Annotated in this window: 14 protein-coding genes; 8 read left to right on the top strand and 6 right to left on the bottom strand. The window is 69.8% G+C overall.

Annotated features, from left to right (window positions below):
- Positions 1-5 precede the first annotated feature (5 nt).
- From QRN19_RS03685 to QRN19_RS03670, 4 genes are read left to right on the top strand one after another with little or no spacing between them, the layout of a single operon-like run.
- Positions 6-1,625, top strand: a complete 1,620-nt coding sequence (locus tag QRN19_RS03685) for an ABC transporter substrate-binding protein (RefSeq protein WP_502928026.1) — start codon at positions 6-8, stop codon at positions 1,623-1,625.
- On the top strand, positions 1,622-2,599 hold the full coding sequence (locus QRN19_RS03680) for an ABC transporter permease (protein WP_502928025.1): 978 nt from the start codon (positions 1,622-1,624) through the stop codon (positions 2,597-2,599). The genes QRN19_RS03685 and QRN19_RS03680 overlap by 4 nt, the downstream gene beginning before the upstream one ends.
- On the top strand, positions 2,596-3,474 hold the full coding sequence (locus QRN19_RS03675) for an ABC transporter permease (RefSeq protein WP_285025313.1): 879 nt from the start codon (positions 2,596-2,598) through the stop codon (positions 3,472-3,474). The genes QRN19_RS03680 and QRN19_RS03675 overlap by 4 nt, the downstream gene beginning before the upstream one ends.
- Complete coding sequence (locus QRN19_RS03670) at positions 3,471-5,144, top strand: dipeptide ABC transporter ATP-binding protein (protein WP_285025312.1); 1,674 nt, start codon at positions 3,471-3,473, stop codon at positions 5,142-5,144. Before QRN19_RS03675 ends, QRN19_RS03670 begins: the two co-directional genes overlap by 4 nt.
- On the opposite strand, the gene QRN19_RS03665 is transcribed toward QRN19_RS03670, so the two are convergent.
- Entirely contained in the window at positions 5,124-7,328 is a 2,205-nt protein-coding gene (locus QRN19_RS03665; protein WP_285025311.1) for an acyltransferase family protein, read from the bottom strand. The two genes, QRN19_RS03670 and QRN19_RS03665, sit on opposite strands and share 21 nt — an antisense overlap.
- Positions 7,329-7,460: 132 nt before the next feature.
- Here QRN19_RS03665 and valS point away from each other — a divergent pair, with 132 nt between their 5' ends.
- Genes valS through QRN19_RS03645 form a run of 4 tightly spaced genes read left to right on the top strand, consistent with a single transcriptional unit; the run spans position 7,461 to position 12,825 of the window.
- The gene (gene valS, locus QRN19_RS03660; RefSeq protein WP_285025309.1) at positions 7,461-10,058 is read left to right on the top strand and encodes a valine--tRNA ligase; all 2,598 of its coding nucleotides are present in this window, start codon (positions 7,461-7,463) and stop codon (positions 10,056-10,058) included.
- Complete coding sequence (locus tag QRN19_RS03655) at positions 10,055-10,501, top strand: GNAT family N-acetyltransferase (protein WP_285025307.1); 447 nt, start codon at positions 10,055-10,057, stop codon at positions 10,499-10,501. Before valS ends, QRN19_RS03655 begins: the two co-directional genes overlap by 4 nt.
- Positions 10,501-10,758, top strand: a complete 258-nt coding sequence (locus QRN19_RS03650; RefSeq protein ID WP_194601164.1) for a hypothetical protein — start codon at positions 10,501-10,503, stop codon at positions 10,756-10,758. Before QRN19_RS03655 ends, QRN19_RS03650 begins: the two co-directional genes overlap by 1 nt.
- 33 nt (positions 10,759-10,791) lie before the next feature.
- On the top strand, positions 10,792-12,825 hold the full coding sequence (locus QRN19_RS03645) for a M3 family metallopeptidase (protein ID WP_285025306.1): 2,034 nt from the start codon (positions 10,792-10,794) through the stop codon (positions 12,823-12,825).
- A 72-nt stretch (positions 12,826-12,897) separates the two neighbouring features.
- Here QRN19_RS03645 and clpX read toward each other — a convergent pair whose 3' ends face one another.
- The 5 genes from clpX to tig all read right to left on the bottom strand — a co-directional run bounded on the left by clpX (position 12,898) and on the right by tig (position 17,781).
- Positions 12,898-14,175 (bottom strand): ATP-dependent Clp protease ATP-binding subunit ClpX, encoded by a 1,278-nt coding sequence (gene clpX / locus QRN19_RS03640; protein WP_064295154.1) that lies wholly within the window; start codon positions 14,173-14,175, stop codon positions 12,898-12,900.
- 111 nt (positions 14,176-14,286) lie between these two features.
- Positions 14,287-14,955 carry an ATP-dependent Clp protease proteolytic subunit gene (locus tag QRN19_RS03635; RefSeq protein WP_056006676.1) on the bottom strand — a complete coding sequence of 223 codons (669 nt, stop codon included), beginning with the start codon at positions 14,953-14,955 and terminating at the stop codon, positions 14,287-14,289.
- 30 nt (positions 14,956-14,985) lie between these two features.
- The gene (locus QRN19_RS03630; RefSeq protein WP_056006680.1) at positions 14,986-15,579 is read right to left on the bottom strand and encodes an ATP-dependent Clp protease proteolytic subunit; all 594 of its coding nucleotides are present in this window, start codon (positions 15,577-15,579) and stop codon (positions 14,986-14,988) included.
- Positions 15,580-15,723: 144 nt separating this feature from the next.
- Positions 15,724-16,230, bottom strand: a complete 507-nt coding sequence (locus QRN19_RS03625; protein WP_285025303.1) for a tetratricopeptide repeat protein — start codon at positions 16,228-16,230, stop codon at positions 15,724-15,726.
- Between the two features lie 84 nt (positions 16,231-16,314).
- Complete coding sequence (gene tig / locus QRN19_RS03620) at positions 16,315-17,781, bottom strand: trigger factor (protein ID WP_161578527.1); 1,467 nt, start codon at positions 17,779-17,781, stop codon at positions 16,315-16,317.
- Positions 17,782-17,810 lie beyond the last annotated feature (29 nt).

The following is a 17,810-nucleotide window of genomic DNA, read 5'->3' as shown; positions in this document are numbered from 1 at the left end:
GTCCCTTGCGTGTCGCTGCGGCGCTCGTCCCGCTCGTGGTCCTGCTCGCGGCGTGTGCACCGGGGGCCCCTGCCGCGTCGAGCACGCCCAAGGCCGGTGGGACGCTCGTCTACGCCAGCGGGGACGCCGAGCCCACGTGCCTCGATCCGCATGTCGGTGGCAACTACCCGCAGGCCCTGTTGAGCGCACAGTTCCTCGAGCCGCTCGTCTCCCGAGACGCGAAGGGTGAGATCATCCCGTGGCTCGCCGACTCCTGGACGACGTCCGAGGACGGTCTGACCTGGGAGTTCACGCTTCGGTCGGACGTGACGTTCACGGACGGCACCCCGTTCGACGCGGCAGCGGTCAAGGCGAACATCGAGCACCTGCAGGACCCGGCGACGAAGTCGTCCACGGGCTACCTCGCCGTGGGTAAGGTCGCGTCGGTCGAGGCGGTCGACGCCACGACGGCCCGGTTCACCCTCTCCGCTCCCGACAGCGCGCTCCTGGAGTCGTTGTCGCAGCCGTGGACGGCGATGGAGTCGCCGACGGGGATCGCCCGCGGCGAAGCGGCGAACTGCGACGCCCCGGTCGGGACCGGACCGTTCGTCGTCGACGAGTGGGTCAAGCAGGACCACGTCTCGCTCGTCCGGAACGCCGACTACGACTCGGCGCCGAGCGACGCCGCGAACGACGGGCCGGCGTACCTCGACGGCATCACGTGGCGCTTCATCCCCGACTCGGCGTCTCGATTCGCGGCGCTGCAGAGCGGCGACGTCGACATCATCGACAACGCGCAGCCCGACACGATCGCGCAGGCGAAGGACTCGAAGACGATCGTCGACCTCGACGCGCCACGTCCCGGTGCCTCGAACCGCATCGAGCTGAACGCGGGACAGGCGCCGTTCGACGACCAGCGCGTGCGCGAGGCCTTCGTCAGGTCCACGGACGTGAACGCCGGCATCGAGTCCCTGTTCTTCGGCACGGCGAAGCGCTCCTACTCCCCGCTGTCGAGCGCGGAGGCCACCGCCTACTCCGACGAGAGCCTGTTCGGGTACGACCTGGATGCGGCGAACACGCTCCTGGACGAGGCCGGCTGGACCGAGAAGGACAGCGACGGCGTGCGGACGAAGGACGGCGTCCGGCTGACCGTGCGGTTCCCGGTCAGCACGAACCAGTCGATCCCCGCCGAGCAGTCCCTCTTCGAGCAGATCCAGGCCGGAGCCGGCGACGCGGGCTTCGACGTGCAGCTCGAACTCCTCGACCTGTCGAGCTGGTACGAGGCGCTCGGCTCCAACGCCTACGAGGCCGTCAGCGCGCCGTACACGAAGGTGGGACCGGACGTGCTCCGGGTGCTCTACGACTCCTCGGGCATCGTCCCGGCGCCGAGCGGCTACTTCGCGAACCACGCCCAGCTGGACGACCCCGCGCTCGACGAGATCCTGAAGCAGGCGAGCGACACCCTCGATCCCGAGGAGCGGGCGTTCCTCTACGAGCAGGCGCAGCAGATCATCCTCGACGGCTACTACATCCTGCCGCTCTACGACCAGCAGAACCACTTCCTGCTGAGCACCTCCCTGCAGGGCGTCCGCGCGCTGCCGACGGTGTCGACGCCGGTCTTCGGGGACGCCTGGCTCGTGGAGTGACCTCCATCGGCCGCCCGGGACGCGACCTCCGCCGCCTGGCCGGGCGGATCGGAGCGCGTCTCGCGGGCGCGGTGTTCGTGCTCTGGGCGGTCGCGACGGTCACCTTCTTCGCGGTCCGGCTGATCCCCGGCGACCCGGCGCAGGCCTATCTCGGTGGCCCCGGCTCCCAGGCGTCGGCGGAGGCGCTCGAGCGGGTGCGCGAGCAGTACGGCCTGGACCAGCCGCTCCTCGTCCAGTACCTCGCGCAACTCGTCCGACTCGTCCAAGGGGATCTCGGCGAATCGGCGTCCCTCCGCACGCCGGTGGCCCAGGTGCTCGCCGAACAGCTCGGCGGCACGCTGGTGCTGGCGATGGCGTCGCTCGTCGTCGCGTGGCTCCTCGCGCTCGGCCTCGCGGTCTGGTCGACCCGTGGTGGGCGCGTCTCCGCGGCCCTCGGATCGGCCGTCGAGCTGGTGGCGGCGTCGCTCCCCCAGTTCTGGCTCGCGACCGTCCTCATCACGCTCTTCAGCACCTGGCTCGGATGGCTCCCTCCGGTGAGTACGGGTGATGCGGTCGGGCTCGTCCTCCCCGTGTTGACCCTGGCCATCCCGGTCGCCGGGTTCCTGGCCCAGGTGATGCGCGAACCGTTGCTCGATGCGGGGAGCGCGCCGTTCGCCGTCTCCGCGGCCGCCCGTGGTGAATCGACCACCGGCCTCCTGCTCAGACACGGCCTGCGCCATGCCGCCGTGCCCGCGGTGAACCTGTCGGGATGGGCGTTCGGGTACCTCATCAGCGGCGCCGTGGTGGTGGAGACCATCTTCGCCCGGCCCGGTCTCGGACGGACGCTGCTCCAGGCGGTGACCGTCCGCGACGTCCCGGTGGTCACCGGCGTGGTGTTGAGCTCGGCGGTGGCCTACGTCGTCGTCATGTTCCTCGCGGACCTCGCGGCGGAGCTGCTCGACCCACGCGACCGGATCCGGCGGTCCGGTTCATGAGCGGGCTCGCGATCACCCCGGCGTCCGGAAGCCCCGACGCCCGGGTCCGCCACGGATGGCGACGGTCGTCGGGATTCGGTGCACCCGAGATCGTCGCTGCCGCGGTGGTGCTGCTCCTGCTCGGCTGTGCGCTCGCCCCCCAGCTGTTCGCGACGGCGTCACCGACGGCGGTCGACCCGCGAGCCGCGTTCTCTCCACCCTCCCTCACGCACTGGTTCGGCACGGACGAGTCCGGCCGCGACGTCTGGAGCCGGGTCGTGCACGGTGCGGGGACCTCGCTCCTCATCGGTGTCGCTGCGACGGCCATCGGGCTGATCCTCGGAGCCGTCCTCGCGACGATCGCCGCGGTCGGCGGCAGGATCGCCGACTTCGCCGTCGGACGCGTCCTCGAGGTGCTCTTCGCGTTCCCCGGCCTGTTGCTCGCGCTCCTCGTGATCGTCATCGCGGGACCTGGTCCCGTCACGGCGACGATCGCGGTCGGCCTGTCGACGGCGCCGGGCTATGCGCGCCTCATCCGCGGTCAACTGCTCCAGGTCCGCTCCTCCGACTTCGTCGAGGCCGCGCGAGTGCTCGGGCACGGGCCGGCCCGGATCCTGTTCCGACACATCCTCCCGAACGCCGTCGCCCCGTTGTTCGTCCTCGCGACCCTCGGCATCGGACAGGCGGTCGTCTGGGCGTCCGCCCTGAGCTACCTCGGGCTCGGGGCGCAACCACCCGCGCCGGAATGGGGTGCCATGCTCGCCGCAGCACGCACCTACCTCGCGACGGCGTGGTGGCTCACGGCGTTCCCCGGTCTGATGATCGTCGCGACCGCCCTGTCCACCACGGTCCTCGGCCGGGGTCTCCAGCGCCGATCTCGGGAGGACGGCCGATGAGCGACTCCACTCCCCTGCTCCAGGTGGAAGCGCTGACGGTCGGATTCGGCGGCGGGGACGCCATCGTCTCCGGCGTCTCCTTCCACGTCGAGCGCGGCACCTGCGTCGCGATCGTCGGCGAGTCGGGCTCCGGCAAGAGCGTGACCGCCAGATCGCTCCTGGGCCTCGCCGGCGCATCGGCGCGGGTGACGGCCACTCGACTCGACTTCGACGGCACCGATCTCCGCGGACTCGGAGCATCGGCCTGGCGACGCCTGCGCGGGCGTCGCATCGGACTCGTCCTCCAGGACGCCCTCGTGTCACTCGACCCCCTGCGACCGATCGGGCGCGAGATCGACGACGCACTCCGACTCGGCACCGACCTCGACCGGACCGCCCGTACCCGGCGAGTGCTCGAACTCCTCGAATCCGTCGGAATGCCCGACCCGGCCTCCCGCATCGGCCAACGTTCCGGTGAGCTCTCCGGCGGACTCCGCCAGCGCGCGCTCATCGCCTCGGCGATCGCACTGGACCCCGACCTCCTCATCGCCGACGAACCGACGACCGCGCTCGACGTCACCGTCCAAGCACGTGTCATCGGCCTCCTCGACGACGTCAAGCGGCGCGGGGCGGGCCTCCTCCTGATCAGCCACGACCTCGCCGTCGTCTCGTCGATCGCAGACCACCTCGTCGTGATGCAGCACGGTGTCGTCGTCGAGCAGGGGCCGGTCCAGCAGGTGCTGACCGACCCGACACACCCCTACACCCGAGCGCTCATCGCCGCGGTCCCCACCGACCGCGCTCGGGGGACGCGCCTGAGCGCGGACCAGGCGGTCGACGCGGCTCCGATGGCCGAACAGCCGGCGACGGGCCCCCGTCCGGCGACGCACGCCGGATCGGACGCACCCGCGTTGGAGTTCCGATCCGTCACCCGGAGCTTCGAGCGTGGCCGCGGCGCATCGGCGATCCTCGCGGTCGACGACGTCTCGCTCCGCCTGGAACCGGGTACGACCCTGGGCGTGGTCGGTGAGTCCGGTTCGGGCAAGACCACCCTCGCCCGCATCGCACTCGGCCTCACCGCACCGCAGTCGGGAACGGTGCTCCTCGAGGGCGAACCGTGGTCGGAGCTCCCCGAGCGAGCGCGTCGTCCACGACGAAACCGCCTGGGATGGGTCTCACAGGATCCGCTGAGCTCGTTCGACCCACGCTGGCGCGTCGACGCCATCCTCGCCGACGCCGTTCGTGGACGCGAAGCCGCACCTCGCGACATCACCCGTCTCCTCGCGGACGTCGGCCTCGATCCCTCGCTGGCTCGTGCGCGCCCGCGGACGCTCTCCGGCGGACAACGGCAACGTGTGGCGATCGCCCGGGCACTCGCGAGTCGACCGTCGACACTCATCCTCGACGAGCCCGTCTCCGCGCTCGACGTCACCGTCCAGGCCAGGATCCTCGACCTCCTCGACGAGCTGCAGCGACGCCACGGCCTGAGCTACCTGCTGATCTCCCACGACCTCGGCGTCATCCGGCACATGAGCGACCGGGTCGCCGTGATGCAGCACGGGCGGGTGGTCGAGCATGGCGACGCCGAGCAGGTCTTCACCGCCCCGGCCCACCCCTACACCGCCCGACTCGCAGCCGACGCTCCGCGCCTCGTCGCGCCCGATGGTACGTCAAGGCGCGACGGCGTCTGACTCCGGCGTCGGGATCCGGTCCAGCACCGCCTGGACGACGGGTGCGAGGGTCTCGGCGTACACCCAGCTCAGGTGGTGGTGGTCGCGGTACGCGAGGACCCCGCCGATCACCGGCGAGCACCGATCGGACGTGCACAGGGCGTCCGAGAGGTCGACGGGTCGAACCCGTGGGTCGGTGCTCGCGAGGGCGGCGTCGTACTGCGGATCCTCCGTGAGCGCGTCGCTCCGGTCCCGGGCGCACCCGTCCTCCGGATCAGCGTCGTCGCGGACGCACTCCAGCACGTCGTCCGACATCGTCGGGGTGTCGCGCAGGACGACGATCTGCTCGATCGTCTCGGGCACGAGCGCCCAGCGCTCCGCATAGGCTTCCGCAGCCACCTCCCGCCAGTCGCGGTCCCCCTCCGCGACGACCGGGTTCCGGGCGCGCGCCGAGACGACGAGCGTGTCGATCTCCGGTTCGTCCTCCAACAGCTCGAGAGCGTCGCGGTTCCAGCTCAAGCACCCGGCGCGCATCTCGGCGAGCACCGCCGCGCTCGTCCCGGGCTCCGTGCGCTCGGCGTCGCTGAACGGGCAGGAACTCTTCGCCGCGACGAGGAGCCGCCACCCGTTCGCCTCGGCAGCGGTCGCGAACGCCGGCAACCACTGCTCGGCGTGGGAGTCCCCGATGAGCGCCACCGTCCTCGTCGCCTGCTCCGCGCTGGCGCCGTAGGCGCAGACCTCGAACGCGGCAGCTCGGATGTCGGTGATGCAGCGGTCCGGCGGCAGGTCGGCGAGCGACGCATCAGGAATGACGACCCCGCGGGTCTCATCCCCGGGAGACGCCGAGGAAACGTCGCGCAAGGTCTCACCACCGGAGCCCTCCGTGCCGTCCGATGACGCTCCGTCGTCCCGCGGACACGCTGCAGCATCGACGAGCTCCGCGGCACCGAGGCAGTTCGACGGGGTCGCGACCAGGGTCTCGATGCGCTGCTGTTCGGCGGCGATGCGCGCCTCGGCACCGGGGAGCACCCCGATCGCGGCGATCAACAGGACGCTCATCGCGAGGGCGGCCGCGCCGATGACCCGTCGTGGCCGCCAACCGGCGATGCGCCCGAACCGGATCGGGCGCTCCACGAACCGCGTCGTCACCTCCGCGAGGACGCCGGTGATGACGAGGAGGACGAGCTGCTCGGGGATGGAGGCCGACCGAGCAAGCACGATCCCGCCGAACACGATGATGGGCCAGTGCCAGAGGTAGACCGCGTAGGATCGGTCGCCGAGCCACTGGATCGGCGCCCGGGCGAGCAGCGCGGTCGGCGACCACCGGACGTCCGGGGCCCAGGCCGCGATCACGGCGATCGTCCCGCCCACCGGCAGCGCCGCGGTCGACGCCGGGAAGGGCGTCTCCCCCGAATACCAGACGGCAGCCACCCCGATCGCGGCGAACCCGAGCCAGGCGACGACCGTGCGCGCACCCGCCCGCAGCGCCCAGCCGCGCCGGGCCCCCTCGGCCACCAGGATCGCTGTCAGTCCCCCGGCGGCGAACTCCCAGGCCCTCGTCGTCGTCGCGAAGTAGGCCGGAGACGGGTCCTGCGCGGTGAAGACGACCGACCAGGCGGCCGACGCGATGCAGACGAGTCCGATCGCGATCGCGACGCCCCGACGCCGTACCGTCGGCGCAGCCGAGCGTCGGGCGAACCGCACGGCGAGCCAGCCGGCGACGAGGACCAAAATCGGCCAGACGAGGTAGAACTGCTCCTCGGCCGACAGCGACCAGAAGTGCTGCACGGGCGAGGGGGCGTCCTCCGCCGCGAGGTAGTCGACCGCAGATCCGGCGAGCGCCCAGTTCTCGATGTACAGGCCCGACCACGCGATCTCGCGCAGGAACCGGGGCAGGTCCCCGAGTGGCGCGAGGTACCAGCTCGCGACGAGGGTCGCCGTGAGGACGGTGAGCGCGGCGGGGAGCAGCCGTCGTGCGCGCCGTGCCCAGAACCGCCCGAGTCGGACCGAACCGGATCGCTCGACCTCGGCGAGCAGGTGCGCCGTGATGAGGAACCCGGAGATCGCGAAGAACACGTCGACGCCGACGAACCCGCCCGGCACGAGCCCCGGCCAGAGATGGAACACCACGACGAGCGAGACCGCCACGGCGCGAAGGCCTTGGAGGTCGGCTCTCACGGGGCCGGAGGCGGCTCTGGTCGACACGGTCCGATGCTATCGGCGGAGGATGACGGTCCGCGGTCCGGCGTCCTCCCGGTCCCCTGCGATAGCATGGGATGTTCCCACACACTCAGGCACGCAGACACGGTGCCGCACATATCAGCAGGAGATCGCCTCATGACCGCTGCCAGCATCCCGGACAAGCCGGCCCTCGAAGGTCTCGAACAGAAGTGGGGCGCCTCCTGGGAGTCCGCGGGGACCTACCGGTTCGAGCGCGACGGCGCCACGCGTGAGTGCATCTACTCGATCGACACCCCGCCGCCGACCGCATCCGGCTCCCTGCACATCGGTCACGTCTTCAGCTACACGCACACCGACGTGATCGCCCGCTACCAGCGGATGACCGGCAAGCGCGTCTTCTACCCCATGGGCTGGGACGACAACGGTCTCCCGACCGAACGCCGCGTCCAGAACTACTACGGCGTCCGGTGCGACCCGACGCTCCCCTACGACGCCGACTTCACCCCGCCGTTCGAGGGTGGCGACAACAAGAGCACCAAGGCCGCCGACCAGATCCCGATCTCGCGTCGCAACTTCATCGAGCTGTGCGAGCGCCTCACCGTCGAGGACGAGCAGCAGTTCGAGGCCGTCTGGCGCGCGCTCGGCCTCTCCGTGGACTGGACGCAGAGCTACCGCACCATCGGCGACGAGTCGATCACGGCGAGCCAGCTCGCGTTCCTGCGCAACCTGGACCGCGGCGAGGCCTACCAGGCCATGGCGCCGACCCTCTGGGACATCACCTTCCGCACGGCGGTCGCCCAGGCGGAGCTCGAGGACAAGGAGCAGCCGGGCACCTACCGTCGACTCTCCTTCCACCGCCCCGACGGCGGCACCATCGAGATCGAGACGACGCGACCGGAGCTCCTGCCCGCCTGCGTCGCCCTCGTCGCCCACCCCGACGACGAGCGTTTCAAGCCGCTGTTCGGCACGACGGTGACCACGCCCGTATTCGGCGTCGAGGTGCCCGTGCTCGCGCACCACCTCGCCCAGCCCGACAAGGGCGCCGGCATCGCGATGGTGTGCACTTTCGGTGACATCACCGACATCGTGTGGTGGCGCGAACTCGACCTGCCCAACCGCGCGATCCTCGGCTTCGACGGACGCGTCATCTCCGAGGCCCCCGAGGCGATCACCTCCGAAGCCGGCCTCGAGGCGTACGCGCAGCTCGCCGGGAAGACCGTCTTCAGCGCCAAGCAGACCGTCGTCGACCTCCTCGCCGCCTCGGGCGACCTGATCGGCGAACCGAAGCAGATCACCCACCCGGTGAAGTTCTTCGAGAAGGGCGACAAGCCACTCGAGATCGTCTCGACCCGCCAGTGGTACATCCGCAACGGCGCCCGCGACGAACAGCTCCGCGGCCGCCTGCTCGAACTCGGCTCGGAGCTCGAGTGGCACCCCGACTTCATGCGCGTGCGCTACGAGAACTGGGTCGGCGGCCTCTCCGGCGACTGGCTGATCTCCCGCCAGCGCTTCTTCGGCGTGCCGATCCCCCTCTGGTACCCGCTCGACGCCGACGGCAACCCGGTCTACGACCAGCCGATCGCGCCAGACCACGCCGCTCTGCCCGTCGACCCCTCCAGCGATGCGGCGCCCGGTTACGACCAGTCGCAGCGCGGCATCCCAGGTGGGTTCATGGGCGAGGTCGACGTCATGGACACCTGGGCCACGTCGAGCCTCACCCCGCAGCTCGCCGGCGGCTGGGAGCGCGACCCCGAGCTCTGGGACCTCGTGTTCCCGTACTCGCTGCGCCCGCAGGGTCAGGACATCATCCGCACCTGGCTGTTCTCCACCATGCTCCGCAGCGTCCTCGAGTACGACCGGAAGCCGTGGGAGCACGCCTCCGTGTCCGGCTTCATCGTCGACCCCGACCGCAAGAAGATGTCGAAGTCGAAGGGCAACGTCGTCACGCCGGCGGCCATGCTCGAGCAGCACGGTTCGGACGCCGTCCGGTACTGGGCGGCCTCGAGCCGTCTCGGCACCGACGCCGCCTTCGACCCGCAGAACCCGACGCAGATCAAGATCGGCCGACGCCTGGCGATCAAGGTGCTCAACGCCTCGAAGTTCATCCTCGGGTTCACCGGTCGTGAAGACGCCCCGGTGACGGAGGCGGTCGACCTCGCCATGCTGAGCGTCCTCCGCAAGACCGTCGCCGACGCCAGCAGTGCGCTGGCCGGGTACGACCACGCGCGCGCGCTCGAGCTCACCGAGGCGTTCTTCTGGACGTTCTGCGACGACTACCTCGAGCTCGTCAAGGAGCGGGCCTACGGCGAGGAGAGCCCCGAGCAGGCTTCGGCGGTGGCCGCGCTGCGGATCGCGCTCTCGACCCTGCTCCGCCTGTTCGCCCCGTTCATCCCGTTCGCGGCGGAGGAAGCCTGGTCCTGGACGCATGACGGCTCCGTGCACCGTGCCAGCTGGCCGACCGACGAGGAGTTCGCCGGACTCGCCGCTGGTGAACCGCAGGTGCTGCAGCTCGCGAGCGAGGCGCTCACGGGCATCCGGCGCGCGAAGACCGACGCCAAGGCGTCCCAGAAGACCCCGGTGGACTCCGCGGTCATCGCCGGACCCGCCGCATCCGTCGAGCTGCTCGCGCTCGTCGCCGACGACCTCCGTGCCGTCGGACGCATCGAGTCCCTTGAGTTCCGCACGGCCGATATCCTGTCGGTCGGCGACATCGTCTTCGCACCGGCGGCCGACGCCGAGGAGGCACGCGCATGAGCGTCACCATCCGCCCCGCCGTCGAGAGCGATCTGTTCGCCTGGCACGCGCTGTACTCCGGCTACGGGGAGTTCTACGGCAACCCCCTGACCGACGAGAAGGCCGTCCTCGTCTGGGGCTGGCTCAGCGACCCGGCCCACCCGTTGACCGCGCTCGTCGCGGAGGACGCGCAAGGCGCCCTCGTCGGTCTCGCCCACTACCGGGTGTTCCCCCGTGCCCTCGCCGGTGGGACCGGGCTCTACCTCGACGACCTCTTCGTCGCCGAGGACGCCCGCACCGGCGGGGTCGGCACCGCGCTGATCGAGCACGTCCGCGATGTCGCGAAAGCGGACGGCCACAGCGTCGTCCGGTGGATCACCGCCGCCGACAACGAACGCGCCCAGGCCGTGTACGACAAGCTGGCGACCCGCACGAGCTGGGTCACCTACGACCTGGAGCCGTGATGCAACTCGGGACCCGCTGGGCCGTCGGCGCCAAGCCACCGGAGAACGTGCCGACGCCGGTGCAGACGGCCATCGCCGCTGAGGAGCAGGAATTGCTCGCGCAGGGTGTCGACACGTCCTCGTGGCGCTGGACCCTCACCTGGCTCGAACGCCGGCCCGTGGTCGAGCTCGACGACGGTACGACCATCCGTCAGCACGCGGACGGATCCGTCAGCCTCACCCGGCCGGACGACGACCGCGACGACGACGAGGACTGAGCCTCCTCCCCGGCACGCTGGATAGGGTGAGGTATGGAATCACACACGAATCCGTTCCTCCAGCCGAGCACACTCCCCTATCAGCTGCCGCCGTTCGGCGAGATCCGCGAGGAGCACTTCCGCCCCGCCTTCGCCGCCGGGTTCGCGCAGCAACTCGACGAGATCGCGGCGATCACCGCGCAGGACGACCCGCCGACGTTCGAGAACACGCTGGTCCCGCTCGAACGGAGCGGCGCGATCCTCCGGCGGGTCGCAGCGGTCTTCTTCAATCAGAGTTCGGCGGACAGCTCCGCGTTCACCAATGCACTCGAGGAGGAGCTGGCGCCGCAGCTGGCCGCCCACGAGGACGCGATCCGGCTCGACCCCGCGCTGTACGCGCGGATCGCGGCGGTCCACGCGAGTCTCGACGACCTCCAACTGTCGGCCGAGGCGGCCTACCTGGTCCGACGCGTGTACAGCGAGCACACGCTTGCGGGAGCCGGCCTCGACGCCGAGGAGAAGCAGCGGCTCTCCGACCTCAATCTCCGCCTCTCGACCCTGACCACCCGGTTCGAGAAGCAGCTCCTGGCCGACACCAACGAGCTCGCGGTCCACGTCACCGATGCCGCGGAGCTCGACGGCCTGAGTGCGGGCGAGACCTCCGCCGCGGCACAGGCGGCCGCCGAACGAGGCCTCGACGGTTGGCTCATCACCCTTGTGCTCCCGACCGGCCATCCGGCGCTGTCGTCGTTGACGCACCGCGGGGTCCGCGAGCGGATCATGACGGCCTCCCGTGCTCGCGGCACGCACGGCGGACCGAACGACAACCGCGACCTCGTCCTCGAGATCACCCACCTCCGAGCCGAGCGCGCCGCACTCCTGGGGTTCCCGTCGCACGCCGCAGTGGTCACCGCGGACCAGACCGCTGGGACCCCTGAGGCCGTCGCCGCGCTCCTCTCCCGTCTGGCGATCCCCGCCGCTCGGAACGCGGATCGGGAACAGCGCGAGCTCGAGCGGGTCACCGGCCTCGAGACCGTCGAAGCCTGGGACTGGCCGTTCGCGACGGAACAGGTCAGGATCGACCGGTTCGATGTCGACACCAGCGTGATGCGCCCGTACTTCGAAGCGGAGCGGGTCCTGTTCGACGGGGTGTTCGCCGCAGCGACCAAGCTCTACGGCATCACCTTCGCGGAACGGACCGATCTCCAGGGCTACCACCCCGACGTCCGTGTCTTCGAGGTCTGGAACGAGGACGGCTCCGGCCTCGGCCTGTACCTCCTCGACCTGTACACCCGCGACAGCAAGCGCGGCGGCGCCTGGATGAACGCGCTCATCTCCCAGAACCGCCTGCTCGACCAGCCCACCGTCGTGGTCAACAACCTGAACGTCCCGAAGCCGGCCGAGGGCGAACCGACCCTGCTGAGCCTCGACGAGGTCACGACCTTCTTCCACGAGTTCGGCCACGCGCTGCACGGCCTCTTCGCGGAGGTCGAGTACCCGCGGTTCTCCGGCACGAACGTCTTCCGGGACTTCGTCGAGTTCCCCAGCCAGGTGAACGAGATGTGGATGCTGTGGCCCGAGGTGCTCGCCGGCTACGCCAGGCATGTCGAGACAGGCGAGCCCATGCCGCAGGAACTGGTGGCGAAGCTCCAGGCGTCCGAGGGCTTCAATGAGGGCTTCTCGACGAGTGAGTACCTCGCTGCGGCGATGCTCGACCAGGCGTGGCACAGCATCGGTGCCACGGACCGGGTCGACGACGTCGAGGCCTTCGAGGCCGCCGCGCTCCGATCAGCCGGGCTCGACAATCCGGCCGTCCCGCCCCGGTACGCGAGCACGTACTTCGCCCACACCTTCTCGGGTGGATACGACGCTGGCTACTACTCCTACATCTGGAGCGAGGTGCTCGACGCGGACACCGTCGACTGGTTCACCGAGAACGGCGGACTGACCAGGGAGAACGGCGACCGCTTCCGCGCCAAGCTCCTCGGGGTCGGCGGTTCGAAGGATCCTCTGGAGGCCTACCGGGACTTCCGCGGGCGCGACGCGGTCATCGAGCCGCTCCTCCGACGCCGCGGACTCGAGGACTGAACGACGAAGCCCGCTGCAGCGACTCCGGAGGATCCGGAGCGCTACGGCGGGCTGACCACCGCTGGGCGTCGTCTAAGCCGACTTCTCCTGGCGGCGAGCCGCACGCGGGACGATCGTCGGGGCCGCGTTCTCGACGACGGACTCCCGGGTGATGACGACGCGAGCGACCTCGTCGGTGGAGGGCACCTCGAACATGATCGGCCCGAGCACCTCTTCCATGATGGCTCGGAGCCCTCGGGCGCCGGTCTTGCGGAGGACGGCGAGGTCGGCGATCGCTTCGAGTGCCGCCTGGTCGAACTCCAGCTCGACGCCGTCGATCTCGAACATGCGCTGGTACTGACGCACGAGCGCGTTCTTCGGGACCGTGAGGATCTCCATGAGCGCGTGCTGGTCGAGCGGCGTGACCGTGGTGACGACCGGCAGACGACCGATGAACTCGGGGATGAGGCCGAACTTGTGGAGGTCTTCCGGAAGGACCTCGCCGAAGAGGTTCACGTCATCGCCCTTGCTGTGCAGGGGTGCGCCGAAGCCGATGCCCTTCTTGCCCGCACGGGAGGAGATGATCTCCTCCAGCCCGGCGAAGGCGCCGGCCACGATGAACAGGACGTTCGTCGTGTCGATCTGGATGAACTCCTGGTGCGGGTGCTTCCGGCCGCCCTGCGGGGGCACCGAGGCGACGGTGCCCTCGAGGATCTTGAGGAGCGCCTGCTGGACGCCCTCGCCGGAGACGTCGCGCGTGATGGAGGGGTTCTCCGCCTTGCGGGCGATCTTGTCGACCTCATCGATGTAGATGATGCCGGTCTCCGCGCGCTTGACGTCGTAGTCGGCGGCCTGGATGAGCTTGAGGAGGATGTTCTCGACGTCCTCGCCGACGTAGCCGGCCTCGGTCAGTGCGGTCGCATCGGCGACGGCGAAGGGGACGTTGAGCCGCTTCGCGAGGGTCTGCGCGAGATACGTCTTGCCGCAGCCCGTCGGGCCGATGAGGAGGATGTTGCTCTTCGCGATCTCGATGTCGTCGTGCACCGTCTCGGCGGGAGCGAGCGTGGCGCGGGAGCGGACGCGCTTGTAGTGGTTGTACACCGCGACCGAGAGCGCCTTCTTCGCGGCCTCCTGGCCGATGACGTACTCCTCGAGGAAGGCGAAGATCTCCTTCGGCTTCGGGAGGTCGAACTCGCTCACCGTCTCCTCGCTCGCTTCGGCGAGTCGCTCGGCGATGATCTCGTTGCACAACTCGACGCACTCGTCGCAGATGTACACGCCGGGACCAGCGATCAGCTGCTGGACCTGCTTCTGGCTCTTGCCGCAGAACGAGCACTTGAGCAGATCGGCGCTTTCGCCTATCCGTGCCATGTCTTTCCCTCTCCCTGGAGATTCGGTGCTCCGAGCCTAACCTGTCCCTGCGACAACTCGGCGCGCCACCCCGTTGGGATGACGCGCCGAGTCGTGAGCACGGGAGCCGGGTCAGGCCGTGATGGCCGCGACCGGGTTCTTCCGCGAGGTGAGCACCTGGTCGATGAGACCGTACTCGAGCGCCTCGGCGGCCGAGAGGATCTTGTCGCGGTCGATGTCCTTGTTGACCTGCTCCACCGAACGGTTGGAGTGGTGTGCCAGGGTCGACTCGAGCCAGCCGCGCATGCGGAGGATCTCGGCCGCCTGGATCTCGATGTCCGAAGCCTGTCCGTGGCCGGCCTCGCCGACCGCGGGCTGGTGGATCAGGATGCGGGCGTTCGGGAGCGCCAGGCGCTTGCCCGGCGTGCCGGCGGCGGTGAGCACGGCAGCGGCGGAGGCCGCCTGTCCGAGGACCACCGTCATGACGTGCGGACGGATGTACTGCATCGTGTCGTAGATCGCCGTCATCGCGGTGAACGAGCCACCGGGTGAGTTGATGTACATGACGATGTCGCGGTCGGGGTCCATGCTCTCGAGCACGAGCAGCTGGGCCATGATGTCGTCGGCCGATGCGTCGTCGACCTGCACGCCGAGGAAGATGATGCGGTCCTCGAAGAGCTTCGCATACGGGTCCTGGCGCTTGTAGCCGTAGGCCGTGCGCTCTTCGAAGCTCGGGAGGATGTAGCGAGCACCCGGCATCTGCAGCGAGCGGCCCGCCGCACTGAACGTTGGAGTCTCCATGTGTTGCATTCCTGTCTGGTCGAAGCCGGGTTACTTGTCGCTGTCGACGGTTCCGCCGCCGCCGGCCACGTCGAGCGCGGACTCACGGAGGTGGTCGACGAAACCGTATTCGAGCGCCTCTTCGGCGTTGAACCAGCGGTCGCGGTCGCCATCGGCGTTGATCTGCTCGACGCTCTTGCCGGTCTGCGCCGCGGTGATCTCGGCGAGACGGCGCTTCATGTCGAGGATGAGCTGCGCCTGGGTCTGGATGTCGCTCGACGTCCCGCCGAATCCGCCGTGCGGCTGGTGGAGGAGCACGCGGGCGTTCGGGGTGATGTAGCGCTTGCCCTTGGTGCCGGCCGTGAGGAGGAGCTGACCCATCGACGCGGCCATACCGATGCCGACCGTGACGATGTCGTTCGGCACGAACTGCATGGTGTCGTAGATGGCCATGCCGGCCGTGATGGAGCCACCGGGCGAGTTGATGTAGAGGTAGATGTCGCGCTTCGGGTCGTCCGCGGCGAGGAGCAGCAGCTTGGCCGCGATCTCGTTCGCGTTCTCGTCGCGGACCTCGGCGCCCAGCCAGATGATCCGGTCCTTCAGCAGGCGGTCAAAGACACTGGGCGAGAACTGTGGTTCGGCCATTATCGCTCCGTTTCGGTTGTGCAGTGGTTCGAATCTATCGGAGGCGACGCGCGACCAACGCCCTGTTCGCCCTCGGCAGACTCCTGGGCGGCGGGGTTCGCCGGAGGCGGACGGCGAGCGGCCGGAAGGCGCGACCGTCGGGGCTCAGCGGAGCGGATCCGTCTCGAGTTCGTCGGCGTAGGCGCGGACGGACCGGTGGTAGCGCGGCAGGTGCGGAACGAGCGCACGGAGGGCGACGGCGGTTGCTCGGCGCGGGTCCCCCGAGCTGGCGAGCGCCAGGGCCAGGAAGGCCGCGGTCGCGTCCGCGTACGGACCGGTCGGATCGTCCGCGAGCTGCTGTTCGAGCAGGACGACGCTCTCAGCGGTCCGGCCGAGATTGCGGAGGGTGCTGGCCAGTTGGATGATCGCCTGCGGACGGTGCTCATCGTCGAGCCCGGCCTCGAGGGCAGCGCGATAGAGAGCCTCGGCCTCGACCTCGTGGCCGGCGGAGTCGCGCGCACCGGCAGCCTCGAACGCGGCGCGGGCGTCACCCGGCGGACGCTCGGCGGCCAGGGCGTCGATGGCCGCGATGCGCTGCTCGTCGTCGATGGTCTCATCGGCCCAGACGGCTGCGACGCGGTCGTCCCAACCGGTTGCGTCGGTCGTCGTCATGATGGCTCCCATTCGGCTGACGTGTCCGGAGACGACGACAGGGGCGGAATCGCTTCCGCCCCTGTCGTCACTGCTGGTGCTGTCCTACTCGGCAGCGGCCTCGTCGGCAGCGGCCTTCTTGGCCGGTGCCTTCTTGGCGGGCGCCTTCTTCGCAGGTGCCTTCTTGGCGGCGGCCTTCTTCGGCTCGGCCTCGGCCGGAGCCTCGTCGGCGGCGTCCTCGGCCGGAGCCTCGGTCGTCTCGTCGGCTGCAGTCTCGGTGGCGGCGTCCTCGTCCTCGACCACGGCGACGAAGTCGCTCAGGTCGACAGGCTTGCCGTTGGAGTCGACGACCTCGGCCTTGCCGAGCGCGATGGCGATGGCCTTGTTGCGGGCGACCTCGCCGACCATGGCGGGGATCTGACCCTGCTGGCCGAGTGCCTCGATGAATTCACCGGGCTCCATGCCGTACTGCGACGCGCTCTGGATGAGGTACTCGGTGAGCTCGTTCTGGTTCACCTGGACGTTGAGCGACTCCGCGAGTGCGTCGAGGAGGAGCTGCGTGCGCAGTGCCTTCTCGCTCGACTCGGTGACCTCGGCGCGGTGCTCGTCGTCCTCGAGGCGGTTCTCGCCTTCGAGGTGACGGTGCACCTCGTCCTCGATGACGCTCTCGGGCACGGGGATCTGCGCGGCCTCGAGCATGGCGTCGACGAGCGCGGTGCGTGCGTCGCGGCCCTGGGTGATGACCTGCTGGCGCTCAACGACCTCGCGCAGCTGCGCCTTGAACTCGTCGATGGTGTCGAACTCACTCGCGATCTGAGCGAAGTCGTCGTCGGCCTCGGGGAGCTCGCGCTCCTTGACGGCGGTCAGGGTGACGGTGACCTCGGCGTCCTCGCCCTCGTGCTCGCCACCGAGCAGCGGCGAGGTGAAGGTGGTGGTCTCACCGGCGGTGAGGGAGTCGAGTGCCTCGTCGATGCCGGTGAGCAGCTCGCCCGAACCGATCTCGTAGGAGACGCCGCTCGCGCGGTCGACCTCGGCGTCGTTGATCTTGGCGACCAGGTCGAGCTGGGCGAAGTCGCCCGTCTTCGCCGGGCGGTCGACGGTCACGAGCGTGCCGAAGCGTGCGCGGATGCGGTCGAGCTCGTCCTGGACGTCGGCTTCGCCGGCTTCCTGGGCGTCGACGGTGAGCTTGAGGCCCTCGTACGCGGGAAGCGTGATCTCGGGACGGACGTCGACCTCGATGTTCACGAGCAGGTCGCCGGAGAAGTCCTTCTCGTTCGGCCACTCGACGATGTCGGCCTGCGGGCGGCCGAGCGGACGGAGTTCGTTCTCCTCGAGTGCCTTGCGGAAGAATCCGTCGAGGCCCTCGTTGACGGCGTGCTCGATCACGGCGCCCTTGCCGACGCGCTGGTCGATGATCGCCGGTGGCACCTTGCCCTTACGGAAGCCGGGGACGTTGATGTCCTCGGCGATGTGTCCGTAGGCGTGGGTGATGCTCGGCTTGAGCTCCTCGGGCGTCACCGCGATGGCGAGCTTGACGCGAGTGGGGCTCAGCTTCTCGACCGTGGTCTTCACGTGATTACTTCTCCTGTGTCGGGGATTCT

Source organism: Plantibacter sp. ME-Dv--P-122b (genome assembly GCF_030209375.1).
Classification (GTDB): domain Bacteria; phylum Actinomycetota; class Actinomycetes; order Actinomycetales; family Microbacteriaceae; genus Plantibacter.
Note: the sequence above shows the minus strand (reverse complement) of the source record. Positions and strands in the feature narration are given on the sequence as shown.